The following is a 15,181-nucleotide window of genomic DNA, read 5'->3' as shown; positions in this document are numbered from 1 at the left end:
CTCACCAACCGTGGCAGAGGTACTGTCAAAAGCTTGATTGCTGAGCTTGTCGAAGTACATCAACCGGTGAAAAAGGATTAATCATTCGGATACTGAGCCTGTCGAAGTGGGCGAAGCGGTCGCAATGCAGTCATTATTCTTCGGCAGGCTCAGGAACAGTGTGGAAATGACAAAAGTTTATCCCTGTAATATTCATACTGCTTTTTGCGGGCCTCGATTTCTGCCGGAAGACCACTAGAAATATCGTTGCAAAGGCTATCAAATCGGTCGAGGATTTTTACAATGCGCTGCTGAACGGAAAGAGGAGGAAGGGGGAGTTCAAAATCTCTTAATATTCTTAAACTTAAACCGCCTCTTGTTCCTTCTCCAGAAGAAATAGCACGAAGTCTTTGATATTGACTCTTCAGATAAAAATAAAGATAGTAACTATCCACAAAATCTTTTGTAAGAATAGAGCAAAGCGACTGGTTTGTACATAAAGAGATTCTTGTTATTGCTACAGTTCCTCTTGTTTTTCCTTGTCCTGCCAATGCCACAACAACAGTGTTCTTTGGAACCATTTTCGTACTGCAATTCTCGAACCCTTTTTTAGTAATTTTCTTTTCAGTTTGATAAACCTGTCCTAAATTAACTTCTCCAGAACTCATCCAAGAAATTGTCCCGTTTTCCCAGTATTCGGGTTTTGATGTACTAGGAGTTGCACCTGCACAAAGTTCTCCAATTTCTCCCAGCTGCACAACAGCATATCCAAAAACATACTGGAGCAGTTTTATTTCATCTGTTCTGTTCTGTTCTGTTCTGTTCTGTTCTGTTCTGTTCTGTGAAGATTGTGTTACCGCGTTCTGCGAATGTCAAGAGCAAATCGCGATAATATTCATATTGTTTTTTGCGCGCGTCGATTTCCGCCGGAAGTCCTATTTTCAGGTCTGAGCAGATGGCGTCGAAGTTGTCGAGAACGTTTGCCCAGCGTTCCTGCACGTCAAGCGACGGCAACGGAATTTCTATTTCCTGAATTGACGGAATGCTTGAGTGCACAACCTTGCTTTTTACCTTGCCCTTGCCTTTCTGAATTCTCGCTTCTGTCGTGGCAAGAACGTGCGCCAAATATCTTGGATTCTGATTGTGCTTCATTACAACAATATCGCCGCCGGCAAGACATTTTTCGTTTCCTGTGTAGGCGACAGACTTTGCGATGTCCTCGATGTTCTCGCCAGTGATTGCAAAAAGAATGTCCCCATGCTCAAAATATTTCGGCGACTGAACGTATTCAAGTTTTGTGTGGGAAACGCACTTTTCAAAGCTGATGTTGTAGGTCGTGTAGATTTCGCCGTAACGCACGCATGGAACGCCTTCCGCTGTGATTTCGTCACGCCTGATTCCGGAACCTCTGTAAAACTCTGTCGCAATGTCCTTCAGCTTCACAACAGGAAAAGTTCCATTGATCGGTGAGCCTGCCGAACCGAACGGAGGTGTCAGCAGCGCGTCGCGGTAGTACTCGTACTGCTTGCGGCGCGCTGTAAGCTCCGCTGTAAGCTCCGCTGTAAGCTCCGTAAAACTGTCGAGTATGCGGACAATTTCCTCCTGCACAGGGAGGGGAGGAACAGGGATTTGGAAATTTTTCCAAGTATCATTATTTATATTGTTAATTGTTGAACTTGAAGCTGCAGAAACTTTTGCTAAATGTCTTTTGAACATATCGCTTGTTAAAATATGAAATAAGAATCTTGTTGAAAAATTTTCAATTTTTGGTCGAACAACAGCCATGAATCCACCAAAAGTAATGTTTGTATCAGCAAAAATATATGCGACTTTTCCGATATGTTCTTTGCTTCCACTTCCAGCACAAATCAGAATATCATTTTTCTTGAGCCATTGCGTTTCTTTTATTTTTACATTTTCAGAGATTATTTTTACATCATCAAAATTCAAAGTATTTGTTTCAAGAGTAATATTATTCGCTCGTAAAACCTCTATTCCATAAGAATCATTATTTACTTCATCGTTCTTGTTATATGTAATTCCACGTATGTAATTACATACATCAAAAAACAATCTATATTCCACCCCATCAGGGCAAAGTTCATTTATCAGCTCGTCTAGTTTAGTCATTTGTCAGTTTCCTTTTTATCAAAATTGCAATTTATAGATTATTAGCATCACCTGCAAGGCTTGAAATTTCTTCCATTAACAAATCAACATTGCACATTGTTGATTCCATTGAATCAAAGCCCGCATTTCTTGAATGAAGTTTTTCTGAATTTACATATGCATTGTCAATTCTGTTTTTCAACAGTTTATAAATATCATTCCTAGACAACCAGACATTATTTTTAGTATATGAAGGCAGATATTTGCATAAATCTTTTATCAATTCATTTTGAGAACTGTAATATTGTTTTGGCAAACAATAATGCAGCAAAAACCAGACTTCAAAACACGGAAAAGAATCCGCCAAATTTATTTTTAATTTAGCCAAAGCTTTTTTATCATTAATTTGTCTTAAAATATCTTTAGAAATATTTTGCGTCTTTAAAACATCCCGGTCAAATAATAGCCACACTGCATCATAAGCTTTTGACTTAGCTTCTTTTTTCGCAAAATCAAGCAACGTACCAATGTTACTATGCTTTGGCATCTCAGGTTTTATTCGTAAGTTCGGATATTTTTCAAAAGCCTTTAACCGTTCAAAATAAATCTGCTCAGTCTCTCCTTCAACAACAAGAAGAATTGTCTTATATGCAGGAGTTTTAATCTTTCTTCTTGCCATAGAACAACTCCTTTAGACCTTGAATATCAATGTTAGGTAAGCCGCCAAATTTTCCTGCCTGATATAGTTTTTTTCGAGAAACTTCTTTTCTAAAACCTGTAAAATCTGAGATGGAATTATACACACTGTTTCCATTTTGAGTCTTTGTACAGAACCAAACCTCATCATCTAAAATTAATCCAGAATCTAATAATTCCTGATTGTGAGTTGTAAAAAGCAATTGAGCATTTTTAGACAGTTCCAAAAACAATCTTAAAAAGGCTTCTATTAAGTCCTGATGCAACGATGCCTCTATTTCATCTATAATCGTCAAACTAGATTCGCTCGAATTCACCAGTGGCTCTATCAGCTCCAAGACTCTTATTGTACCAGCAGATTCAAGCCCCAATGGCAATGGATATTCTTTTTGATTATATTTATGCACCAGTGAAGCTCTTCTATTAGTTTTTTCTTTATTATTTGAAGCAGTTAATGACAAATTTTCATTCGACTCTTTGATTTCTTTTTTTATTGAAATATCTGATATAGAACCGAAATCAGCAAATGAAAGAAAACCAGTTGCCTTGTTTTTCAAGGATTCATCATTATCAAGTTTTTCAAGCAAAGATTGTGGGATTTCATTATTAAAAGGGCTAAAAAAGCCTTTATATCTATTAACAATATAAAAAAATACATCATTAAGGACAGAAATTTTTGTTTTAGAACTTGCAGAAATTAAAGAACAGTTGGAAATAAGAATATCTTCTATTGCTTTTTTTGCTCCTTTTACAGAGTTTCCCCATTCAATATTCATTTTATTTCTGTTGAATATCAGGCGCGGCAATCTTTTAGGATAATAATTTAAGGACTCTTCCAAAACCTCATTTCTATTGATTCTTAAATAATAGTGATATTTTATATATTTTTTTTCTTCTGTGCTGTATGCAAAAAAAACTAAATCGAATTCTCCACAAACATCATCAAGATTTTCTGTTTCAAAAAAATACGGTACAAATGGAATTTTCTCTTCTGGCTTTGTAGTATAAAATGAATAAGCCATAAAACGTAAATAAAAATTTAGAGCCACAGCCATATTTGTTTTGCCGGCTGCATTTGAACCATAAATACAGGCAAGTTTTAGTATTTTTATTCCATCTATATCAATATAGTGATTCTTATTTTCTTTATCATAACTAGCTGGCTCAAAACTAATAGTTTGTTTTTCTCCAATTGAATATGTATTTGTAATTGAAAATTCTAAAATCATATATTCCTCATTTTTTATTCTTGTAATCAATATCGGAATAAGATATAAATTCTATGATTAAATTTGCATATTTTTTGCAAATTTAATCATATTTTTGTCATTAAGGCAATTATTCTCCCTCAATCTCATCAACAATCTTGTCAATTTCGGCGCGGAGAACGTTTTCTCTTGCTACGATTTCCCTGATTTTTGCGTTCAGTTCCATGATGTCGATTTTTTCGCGTGTGTCTTTGGCCTCGACATAACTTGAAACGGAAAGGTTGTAGTCGTTTTTTGCAATTTCTTCTAATTCTGCGGACTTTGCAAAATATTGAATGTCATTTTTTGAGTCAAACGCTTCTATGATTTTTTCTATATGCTCATCTGTAAGAATATTGTTGTTTGTTTCTTTTTGATAAAGCTCGCCGGCTTCTATAAACTGGATTTTTGTGTCTTCCTTGTGCTTTGAAAGAACTAAAATATTTACAGCGATTGAAGTTCCGTAAAAAAGATTCGGCGCAAGTGAAATTACAGTTTCCACATAGTTGTTGTCTACAAGGTATTTTCTGATTTTCTGTTCTGCGCCACCTCGGTAGAAAATTCCAGGGAAGCAGACAATCGCAGCCCGGCCTTTGCTTGAAAGATAATTTAGCGAATGAAGAATGAACGCAAAATCCGCCTTTGACTTTGGAGCCAGGACTCCTGCCGGAGCAAAGCGATCGTCGTTTATCAATGTGGGGTCGTCGCTTCCAATCCAGTTGATTGAATACGGCGGATTCGAGACAATCGCATCAAAAGGCTTGTCGTCCTTGAACTGCGGATTTGTGAGCGTGTCTCCGAGTTTTATGTTGAATTTATCGTAATTTATGTTGTGCAGGAACATATTCATTCTTGCAAGGTTGTATGTTGTATGGTTGATTTCCTGCCCGAAAAAGCCGTCTTCTATTTTGTTTTCCTCGAACTGCTTTTTCGCCTGCAAGAGGAGCGAGCCTGAACCGCACGCAGGGTCGTAAATCTTGTTCACGTTTTCCTGCTTGTGCATTGCAAGGCGCGCGATAAGTTTTGAGACATTCTGAGGAGTAAAAAATTCTCCGCCCGATTTTCCTGCATTTGCCGCGTAGTTTGAAATCAAAAATTCGTAGGCGTCGCCAAAAAGGTCAATCTGATTGTCGTGGAAATTTCCAAAATTCAGTCCAGAAACTCCGTTTATAACCGCTGCAAGCCTGGAGTTTTTTTCTTTTACCGTGTTTCCCAACCTGTTGCTTGTCGTGTCGAAATCAGCAAAAAGCCCTTTTATATCCTGCTCGGAATCGTAGCCTGTCGCGGATTTTTCAATTTCAGAAAAAATCTCCGCCAGATCTGTGTTCAAAGATTCATTGTCATTCGCATTTTTCGCAATGTTCACAAAAAGCTGGCTAGGATAGATAAAGTATCCTTTTGTCTTTATCGCATCGTCCTTTATTTCCGGAGTGATTATTGAATCTTCAAGGCTTGCATACACAATGCTTTCATCGTCAGCCTCTATATATGCACAAAAATTCTCGCTGATAAAACGATAGAAAAGCGTTCCTAAAACGAACTGTTTAAAATCCCATCCGTCAACTGCTCCCCGGACTTCATTCGCTATTTTCCAGATTTGAGCCTGCAGCTCCGCTCTTTGCTGTATGCCGGACATAAAATCCCCCAATAAAAAGACAATAAATAAAACTGCTTTATTATAGAAGAAAAATTAGGATTTATAAAGTTCAAAAATGAATAGGGTTGCCACTGAATGTTGAGCCTGCCGAAATGAATCACTGCATTTTCTTCAAAATCATGCTATAATAATCAGAACGGAGGCAAGCCATGTCCTATGAAACATTCCTGGAACACTTCTCTATGTTTTCAAGAAAAACGCCTGCAGGATTCCTTATCTTGAAAAATCAATCGGAATTTCTGTAATAACCGAAATGGAGCTTCTTTCGTTTCCCAAAATAACAGATATAGAAGAAATGTTTTTCAAAAGAATGATTGAAAACTGCGATGTAATTTCTCTTGATGAGAATGTAAAAAGGCAGGCTATCAAAATCAGAAGAACTTACGGAATACAAAATCCGACTTCAACAGGACTTCCCCATGATTACACTAAAACCCGTAACGCAAAACGAAAAGGAACTTCTCTGGAACATCAATCAAAAGTATTTGTACGAGATGACAAAATATTATCCGGACGAGATGGATGAGAACGGAAATTATCACTACGGATATTTTGAAGCGTATTTTACCGAGCCGGCGCGTAAGGCGTATTTAATCTACAGCGGGCAGAATCTGGCAGGGTTCGCAATGCTGAATCCGCACTCGTACATCGGGCACAAGGTGGATTTTGTGATTGCGGAATTCTGCGTTTTTCCGGCATACCGCAGGCAGCACATCGCCCAAAAAGCCAGTGAATTTATCTTGAAAAAACATCCGGGCAAATGGGAAATCAAATTCAACGGGAACAACTTGGGCGCAAAAAAACTGTGGGAAAAAGTCACGCAAAAATACAATCCTGCGGTTCATCACATTAATGACGATGAAACTGTCCTGGAATTTTCAAACTGCTGAATCGGTGCTTATCGAACTCGCTTAAACTAGTCATTGCCGTGCTTGACAGGGGAATTTCTTTGCACGGATTATCAACCAATTTTCTTTCAAAAACATTGCAGGGTCAAGTCCGAAGATGACATAAAAAGTACTTTTGGGAGATTTCATTTCACAAGCTTCTGCCTATGTTTTGAGTTGATTGCAAATGATTCTTTCAAGCTAGAAATTTTCCTTTTTATGCATTCTGTAAGTTGTTCTATTTTAATATATGTCAGTTTGAATATAAAAAAAACGACCGCAAGAAAAACTTACGGCCGTTGAATAAAACCTATAGGATATGTGTGTAGATGATAATAGCTATTGAAAGCACTATTGGAATTCCATTCTTAATGAACTTACGGAAACTTTCTCCTTTGCCTCGTACTATGATATTTTGTACAATGGCAAGAACCACAGGAATTATTACAGTCGGTGGAAATTGAAAAATCCAAAGAAATCTTTCCAATCTCTCGGGATTGCCCTCCATGAACCATTTTGCCCCAATCATATAGATTAGCCAGCCGACGGACATTACTATCGAGCGGTATATAAATGCGCCCACATCATCCCTGTAATACCACATTAACTGATAACGTTCTTCATCAATTGTGTCCTGTTCCTGCTGTCCTGATTCGCAATAGCATTTTTCTGAGCAGTATCCGCCATTCCATTTTAGCGGTCTGTATTTTCCGCAGTAATTGCAATATCCATAATTGTTTTCTGACATAAAAAAACTCCTGCCATGTTATTTACATTTTATGCATGTAAATTGTATTGTTCATATAATCCTAAACCAGTTAAATCAGTAATTGAGACTATAGAGCCGTCATCCGCAGTCGCAATCTCAAAAACACCATAGTATCTATGATGCGAATTTCGCTCTCCAGTTCGCTTTGTAATTTCGCCAGTATAATCGTCGATGGTAAGAAAAACCACTGTTGTTTTTCCTACGGCAAGGCAGCCCGAAAGATTTTCCTTGAGCCAGACGTTAAGTTCGTCAGAGAATGGAAGGCATCTATCAGGATTTGATTCAATTCTCGTTTTACAAGATTGAATTTTGTCCTGAACTTCGTTTTCTGCTATGGCATACATATAAACATGCCTCATTAATGATTCTTCAAGTTTGAAGTTTTTACTTGCCGAAGAGAATTCATTCGTTTCACTATTGTTAGTAACAGTCCATTCGACAAATGATTTTTTGTATTTGTCATTTCGTTTTACCGTATCAATTCCTATAAAAATTCCAAAACCAAGCACTGCTGCAACAAGAACAGCAGACAGAATAGAAACAATTTTATACCAAAGTTTAGGCCAGTGGTTCAAATGCCAGTTCCCGATTTTCCCAATCAGAATCTTGACTTTGCTGTTTGAAGCTCTATTTGCATGGAATTCGCCGAGCAAGGCTGTGTATTCGGAACAATATTCTTCAAACTGTGAACCAAACTGCTCAAGATTTGATGCAATTTCATCGTTTTCATAATTTTTATTCATTTCTATTTTAAAATTCTTCCGGTCTATGCTAAGCACAAAATTCTTGCAGAGAGCCTGTATTTTTTGTGTTGCTATTTCCACCTTCTTTTTCGGAACAATAAATTCGCTCTTTGCTGAATAAGATAGTTTTGCGGAATATATATCATTTGAAGTCAAAGCAGCGGCAATCTTTCCCTTGAATTTTTTCGCCTTGATTTTGCGTGCGGCTGAATACAAAATGCTTTTAGGTGTTTTTACAAACTGTTGCTTTTCATAAGTTTTGCCTTCTTTCTTTATAAGTTCCTCGAATTTTTCAAACTGTTTTCTGTAGACGTTCTGAATAAAGAAAAGCCTTGAGAAAAGCTCGTCTTTTGTACCCTGCGACAATGTTATCTGGGAATTTTTGATTGTGCTCAAGAATTCAACGCTTTCGTTCATGAGATTAAGCTCGTAAACATCAAGAATGAAATTTTCGATTTTATTTGCAAGGACTTCTTTTTCGTTTTCCGCCTTTTTTAAGCAGGATTCAGCCGCATTCATTTGTCTCTTCCAATTGTCAACCTGCCCTTTATAGCGGTTTAATTCTGCTTTTGCCATAGCCTCACACTTTTTTGCTTCATTATAACCTAGTCGGTCTACAATAATTTTTTGGCGGGGAGCGGCACCTTTTCTGCCAGCAGTTTGCATACCATTAAACATGCCACTCATTATCCTCATAATCCATGCAGGCATCCATATCTCTTTGAGCATCACTGACTGCCTGTTCTGCAGCGTCATACTGGTCTTTAACAGCATCATACTGGGATTTTTTTTTCATCATATTCAGCCTGAAATTTTTGAATTTTCGCCTCTATTTCGGGCATTACCGCATTGTTCCATTTTATTGCATAGTTTGCCGAAGCCTTTCCCACTGCATCAGCCGTTTCCTGCTCCCAACTAACGCACATTCCTTTCCAAGTTGCTAGAGCCGACTTTGCTCCTGCCTCTGCATTTGATGCTGTAACTGACTGTTGCAGAGCCGACAATGCACTTTGATTTACATTCATTATTTTTGCCTCCATTTTTTCAGCATGACTTATATCAGTAGCGAAATTATATGCTACGAAAAGGAAATTTTTGCATGAAATCCTACAAGAAAGATTATGAAATTTCACATAGAAAATTGTGAAAAATTCATGAGCAACGTTTTCTTATAGGCAAAACACCGCAATTTAAACCGCTACTTATTCTCAGAATTTAGAAAACATTTTCTGTGTACGCTTGTAGCTGGTCTTTAAAAAATGCGGATAAAACAAATATCTACAGAATGGGGGATTATGTTCAGTTCCTCTGCAATTTGAGCCTTTGATTTTCGCTCAAGTAGTTTCCTGAAAACATTCTTCTTTTATTATAATCAGCTATTTGATAATTTTAACTATTGCCTGTTGTCATATTTTCAGAAGTAAATAAAGAATTTTCTCAAGATACAATTAAGGCAATACTTTGGCGTGAGGGATTTGAAATGTACTATCCGAAAAAGCATGGAGAATCCCGGTTACTGCGTCTACCGCTTCACCGCACAAAGCGTAAACTATTACCACGGACTTGCCAACATGACGCTTCAGATTGAAGAAATTGGATAATAAATATTAAAAAACAGTCCGTATAAAGCGGAATCCCTTTTTACTCGTCAGTTCCCATTTCAAGAATAAGATTTACTATATTCTCTTCAATCTTCAAACGCTTTGCAATTTCAGCATTTTTCCATCCGTCTTTTTTCAGCTTAATAACATTCGATTTTAGCTGCGGAGTAATATTTGAACCAGTTACAGCAGATGGCTTGCTTCCAACTTCCTTCGCTGTAATATCATGAAGAAGTTTCAACTTGCTATCAGCATCAGAATAAAGTTTTTGCAGCCTGACTTCTGTGTTAAGAATTCCATCACGAGAATCTTTGATTTTCGCAATACGTTCTTCCGCATCATCAATCAAACTTTGCAAAGAAGTTATTTTATCAACGGCATCATTAATTTTTCCGCTGTTCTTCATAATCTTATCAATATGGTTTTGCATTGACTTGATTTCATCCGGCAGAGAATTAACTTTGCCTGAGCATTCTTCAAGACGTTTTTCAAGCTGTGAAATATTTTCAAAAGACCTGTCAACTTCTTCTGCGACACGATCGTAAGTTTCTTTTTTATTTTCTATCCGCTCAAGTTTTGACTGAACATTTGAAATGCTGTCCTGAAATTTTCCAACCTTTGCCTGCATATTTAAAATATCATCGCTCATAGAAGTGAGTTCCTGAATCTTTGAATCCATGCCACTGCTCAAATTCATAAGCGTATTGAATTTATATTCAATGCTGTCCAAACGAGATTTATCCAAGCTATACGCATTCAAACGTGAATTAACATCATCGCCGAACTTTTCAAGACGCTTCGCCTGAGCAGACAAGTCATTTAATTTTTCTTCAAAATTTTTCACTGCTGAAATTTTTTTGTTTAAATCATCAATAGAAGTTTCAAGCTGTTTTTTCAAAATATCTGCTTTGTCAAAGACCGCCGTTTCAGTTTTGAAAGTTCCAATGCTTTTGTTGATTTCATCAATTTGGAACTGAAGCTTATTCGCCTCCTCGCCGATTTTATCAAAGGCATTGTTGTAAACACGCATATATTCGTCAGTCTGCTTGTCAAATCTGCTTTTGAGTTCCTTGCTTTTTTTGTCAGCATAATCTTCCTGGTCAGCCGTTGATTTCTTTACATTTGCAAGCATATTTTCATATTGCTCACGGAAATCAGCAAGAGCCGCCTTGGACTTTTTATCGTAATCATCAAGAACATCTGTAGCTTTATTTGCCGCAACAGAAAAATCTTTTTGCAAGTCATTTATTTTTTGATCATTTGTATCGGCAAGAAGCTTGAGCTGATCTTCAATTTGCTGCGAGGCATCCTCGTATTTTCCTTTAAGACTGTTTTTCCAAGCTGTAAATTCCTGCACAGCCGCATCGATTGTTGCCGACTGAGATTCCTGCTTTGAAAGAAGAATCTCGCGGAAATTTTCAAACTTGGAATTCAAATCATTCTCAATTTTATCAAGCTGACCATTCATGCGCTCATTATAACTGTCAGTTTCTGTCTTTAAATATTCATCCGCATTTTCAATCGTTTTTTGAATTTCGTTTCTATACTGCTCAATAAAATCATGAATTTTCTGATTCACTGTATTAATCTGCTCCTGAATAGTTGTCTGACCGGAAAGCAACGCTGTCTGGAATTTCTTTTCCTGTTCAAGTGTTTTCTTTGTAAGTTCGGAAATTCGTTTTACAAGAGCATCATCATATTGCTTCTCCAAAGCTGCACGTTTAACTTCATACTCAGCTGTAAAATCAGAAAACTGCGCGTCAAATTTATTTTTCCAGTCAGAAAGTTTTAGAACAACATCATCCTGACGTTTTGCAAGATCAGTTGTAAATGAATCTTCGAACACTTTGACTTTTGCGCTAAGTTTAGCAGCGGAATCTTTTTTAATTTCATCAAGTGAAGTCTGAACAGAATCCAAGTCAACTTTTAGTTTTTCATATTTTGCAACAATTGATTTTTCAAAGTCAGCCTGAGTTTTTTCCGCGCCTTCAGAAAATTTTTCAAAGTCGCCTATAACTTTTTTCTGGCTTTGATCCATAAGTTTTCTTAAAGATGATTCAAGTTTGTCAACGTCAGCTCCGGCAGTATTCAATTTTTTAAACCTATACTCCATTTCTTTTTTGTAAGCATCGAGCTGCTTGTCCAAGGCTTCAAGATATTTTGTCTGGCGGGCATCACATTCAGCGGCAACATTTTTTGTAGAGGAAAGCAAACTTCCATTAAGTTCATCAATCTGATTTTGCATTGACAAAGAAAATTCCTTGAGTTTTTCAGAATTGCTTTCATTTTCATTTTCAATTCGCTCGGAAATTTCTTTTGCATTATTTTCAATTTTCTCGTAGCGGGAAAGAATAGAAGAAAGCGTTTCGTCAATATTTTCCTTTATCGATTTTGTCTGCGCATCAAGAGAACCAAGGGAAGTTTTTATATCGGAATGCATTTCGTCCACGCGCTTTTGAACATCGCCTTTGTACTTGTCAAGATTTGCAGAACTCAAACTGCTGAATTTTTCATAAGCATCGTTTTCATCTTTTTCTGCTTTTTCAAGTATAGAAGAAAATATTCCGTTGTATTTTTTTTCAAGTTCAGAAGACTGATTTTCAACAGAATTCTGCAAAGCTTCCAATTTTTCAGAATTAACTTTCACATCCTGCTTTAACGCCAATGTAATTTGATTTACATTTTCTGTTGTTCTTGAAATCTGTTCTTGAACTTTTTCAATTGCAGTTTTCGCATCTAAAACAAGGCTGTCAGTTTTTTCTTCAATCTGCTTTTGAGCATCTTCAACATAAGCAAGAGCGTTTCCAGAAACTTCATCCGTTTTTGTAGAAATTATTTTCTGGACATCTTCAAAACGACTCTTTGCATCTACAATCGCATCTTCTGAAAGAGACTGAATTTCATTTGTGCGCTGATTAATAAGTTCCTGCAAATCGCGGGTTTTGTTTTCAAGCTCTTCTTTTAAAGAGTTAGTATTCTGCTCAATTTTTTGCGTGTACTCAGAAGTTGTGGACTTATACTGCTCCATCGCTCCGTAAGTTTGAGTTTCAACATTATTTTCAAGATCAGCAAGTTTCTTTTCAATTTCCTGAGCACGTTCATGAATTTGACGTTCAAGAGCCTCTGTTCGTTCCGCAAGTTCTTTGCGCAAAACATCAGTTCTATCTTCAATATCCTGCGTATAACTTGAAGTCGTCGTTTTGTATTTTTCAATGGCTTGCGCTGTCTGATTTTTTACATCTTCTGTAAGATTTGAAAGTTTTCTGCGGACATCATCTTCAAGTCCGTCTGTGCGGTTTTTAATTTCAGTGGAAATTGAAAGAGCCTTGTTATTTATGTCTTCAAGTTTCTTTTTAAATATGCTGTCAATCGAATCAAACTTATCAATTAAACTTGTATTAAGTGCTGCTGTTTTCTGGCGGATTTCATTTTCAATTTTTGAAATAGAATTTTCAAATGAAGTGTTTGAAGCTCCTGTTTTTTGTTTTATTTTTGCATTAAGCTCATCAACATTTTTATCCAAATCAGCATCAAGGGAACGCATTTTTTCCTTGAGTTTTGAATCCAAATTTGAAGACTTTTCATTGAACAAAGCAATAAGCGCCTGGGATTTTTTCTTCATTTCGGATTCTGCATTTTCATTATTTAAATCCAAAGATTCTTTCAGCTTCTTTGTTTTTAAATCATAGTTTTCTTCAAGCTCTCGTGTTTTATCTTCAAAGAACTGAATAACGTTACGGCTTTTATCTGCAAAGGTCGAATCCATGGAAGAACATTTTTCCTCATAAGATTTTGAAAGATCCTTCATTTTTTCTTCAATATTCGAGAACATATCGGAGTAGCTTTGCTCTAAAGAATTTTCAAGGTCAGAAGTTTTTGAGTTGTATTCAGTTTCAAGGGAAGCCACGTTAGTTTTGAAAAACTCTTCCAACCGTGAAGTTTTTTCTTCCAACTGAGAATCAAGTGAAGAAATTTCAGAATTGAGCCGCTCCGAAAAATCAGAAATATTCGACTCAAGTTCAGAAGAGAAAATATCAGATTTTTGTTTCACATTGTCTTCAAAGACTGAAGTCTTGTCCTCAAAAATTTTCGCTTGCTTTGTGAAAGTTTCAAGCAAGGAAGAAAATTTATTTTCCAATTCATTTTGAAGAGAATCAGCGCGCTCTTTATAACCGGCTTCAATAGAATTTGAAGTTTCATTGAAATAAGATTCAATCTGTGAAAGTTTTTCTGAAAATTTATTTTGAATGCCTGACGATGACTGCTCAAGTTTTTCTTCAATTTCAGAAATTCTTCCAGAACATTCGTCTTCAATCCTTGAAGTAGAATTTTCAACAATGTCAGAAAGTTCTTTTATTTTGTCAGCAAACTCATTTTCAAAAGTTCCTGCGGATTCATTTATTTTATCTTCAAGCGCACCAGTTTTTTCAGCAAGAGAATTATCAAGACCAGCAACGGCATCTTCCAAACGTGAATCAAAGTTTTCAGAACTTTCTTTTAAGTCCTGCTCAAGCGATTCAATTTTTTCAGTCCAAGTGCCGGTAAGAACATTTGTACGCGCGTCAATCATTTCTGAAATGCGTTGTGTGCGCTCATTGAATTTTTCTTCAATTGCGGAAGTCTGCTCTTTCAAAGAATCACTGAATATTTTTGTTTTATCATCGAGGCTTTTTTGCGTTTCAGAAATTCTTGAATCAATAATCGCAGTGATTTGTTTTGTCTGAGCTTCAACTTCATCAAGACAAGCGGAAGTTCTTTTTTGAGATTCATCTTTGAGTTTTGCAAACGACTCGTCTTCAAGCCGCTTTGCATTTTCAATCGCCTTGGAATATGCCTGACGGATGTCGTCTTCAATTTTTTCCATAATAGCCTGATTTTGCTTTATGGCTTTTTCTGTTGTCGCATCAATTTCCGAAGCGCGCTGCTCATACTGATTCAGCAAATCAGAACCAATCGTCTTGAGCTGCTCAGAATTTTTTACAGAGAATTGTTTTGTAACATCAGAAACTTTTTTCTCTACAGCTTCAAGAATTTGATTTTGGCGGGAAAGCCTGGAATTTACTTTGTCCACAACAAGGGCTTCTTTTTTTACAGAATCAAGATTTTGTTCAACTGCGGCTGTCATTTCCATAAGATTCTGCAAAACTTTATCATAAGCTTCAATTTTATTTTTTATGTTCTCAATATTCTGAACAGGATTTTCAAAATTTTCTGTAGTCTGGCGGCACTCGTCAATCTGCATCTGCATTCTTTTTATCGCAGCCTTAACTTGAATATCTTTTGTGTCCAAATCGTTTGCAAGAAGTTTTATAGATTCCGTCTGCTTTTCAAAATACTCATCAAATTCAGCCTGACGCTGGTTTGCATAGCGTTTGACTTTTTCCATTGAATTTTCATTTTTACCAGTCTGCTGAATAACAACAGAAACAATCGCAGACAAAACTACCGCAATGACAATTCCTAATATAGTAATCACTTTTTATTTCCCGCCCA

Annotated in this window: 12 protein-coding genes; 3 read left to right on the top strand and 9 right to left on the bottom strand. The window is 36.6% G+C overall.

The features are described 5' to 3' along the window. Positions 1-149: 149 nt before the first annotated feature. The 5 genes from TRESU_RS02650 to TRESU_RS02630 form a co-directional block, all read right to left on the bottom strand. Positions 150-737, bottom strand: coding sequence for a restriction endonuclease subunit S (locus TRESU_RS02650; RefSeq protein WP_013700772.1), 588 nt, complete (start codon positions 735-737; stop codon positions 150-152). Between the two features lie 37 nt (positions 738-774). Beyond that, positions 775-2,109, bottom strand: coding sequence for a restriction endonuclease subunit S (locus TRESU_RS02645; RefSeq protein ID WP_013700771.1), 1,335 nt, complete (start codon positions 2,107-2,109; stop codon positions 775-777). A gap of 31 nt (positions 2,110-2,140) precedes the next feature. Further along, on the bottom strand, positions 2,141-2,767 hold the full coding sequence (locus tag TRESU_RS02640; protein WP_013700770.1) for an RloB family protein: 627 nt from the start codon (positions 2,765-2,767) through the stop codon (positions 2,141-2,143). Further along, the gene (locus tag TRESU_RS02635) at positions 2,748-4,013 is read right to left on the bottom strand and encodes an AAA family ATPase (RefSeq protein WP_013700769.1); all 1,266 of its coding nucleotides are present in this window, start codon (positions 4,011-4,013) and stop codon (positions 2,748-2,750) included. The genes TRESU_RS02640 and TRESU_RS02635 overlap by 20 nt, the downstream gene beginning before the upstream one ends. Before the next feature lie 109 nt (positions 4,014-4,122). After that, entirely contained in the window at positions 4,123-5,667 is a 1,545-nt protein-coding gene (locus tag TRESU_RS02630) for a type I restriction-modification system subunit M (RefSeq protein WP_013700768.1), read from the bottom strand. Between the two features lie 274 nt (positions 5,668-5,941). Here TRESU_RS02630 and TRESU_RS15065 point away from each other — a divergent pair, with 274 nt between their 5' ends. Then, positions 5,942-6,214 (top strand): PIN domain-containing protein, encoded by a 273-nt coding sequence (locus tag TRESU_RS15065; protein WP_052299484.1) that lies wholly within the window; start codon positions 5,942-5,944, stop codon positions 6,212-6,214. Further along, entirely contained in the window at positions 6,183-6,578 is a 396-nt protein-coding gene (locus TRESU_RS02620) for a GNAT family N-acetyltransferase (protein WP_169309728.1), read from the top strand. The genes TRESU_RS15065 and TRESU_RS02620 overlap by 32 nt, the downstream gene beginning before the upstream one ends. Before the next feature lie 307 nt (positions 6,579-6,885). On the opposite strand, the gene TRESU_RS02615 is transcribed toward TRESU_RS02620, so the two are convergent. From TRESU_RS02615 to TRESU_RS02605, 3 genes are all read right to left on the bottom strand, one after another. After that, positions 6,886-7,323 (bottom strand): hypothetical protein, encoded by a 438-nt coding sequence (locus TRESU_RS02615; protein WP_013700766.1) that lies wholly within the window; start codon positions 7,321-7,323, stop codon positions 6,886-6,888. A 29-nt stretch (positions 7,324-7,352) separates the two neighbouring features. Next, the gene (locus TRESU_RS02610; protein WP_041611907.1) at positions 7,353-8,765 is read right to left on the bottom strand and encodes a hypothetical protein; all 1,413 of its coding nucleotides are present in this window, start codon (positions 8,763-8,765) and stop codon (positions 7,353-7,355) included. A gap of 95 nt (positions 8,766-8,860) precedes the next feature. Then, entirely contained in the window at positions 8,861-9,112 is a 252-nt protein-coding gene (locus TRESU_RS02605) for a hypothetical protein (RefSeq protein WP_013700764.1), read from the bottom strand. Between the two features lie 450 nt (positions 9,113-9,562). Here TRESU_RS02605 and TRESU_RS15785 point away from each other — a divergent pair, with 450 nt between their 5' ends. Further along, on the top strand, positions 9,563-9,688 hold the full coding sequence (locus TRESU_RS15785; RefSeq protein WP_277078990.1) for a hypothetical protein: 126 nt from the start codon (positions 9,563-9,565) through the stop codon (positions 9,686-9,688). 40 nt (positions 9,689-9,728) lie between these two features. Here the strand turns inward: TRESU_RS15785 and TRESU_RS02600 are convergent, their stop codons facing one another. Beyond that, positions 9,729-15,164, bottom strand: coding sequence for a SpiroCoCo family coiled-coil protein (locus tag TRESU_RS02600; RefSeq protein WP_013700763.1), 5,436 nt, complete (start codon positions 15,162-15,164; stop codon positions 9,729-9,731). Positions 15,165-15,181 lie beyond the last annotated feature (17 nt).

This window comes from Treponema succinifaciens DSM 2489, from assembly GCF_000195275.1.
Taxonomy (GTDB): Bacteria; Spirochaetota; Spirochaetia; order Treponematales; family Treponemataceae; genus Treponema_D; species Treponema_D succinifaciens.
Note: the sequence above shows the minus strand (reverse complement) of the source record. Positions and strands in the feature narration are given on the sequence as shown.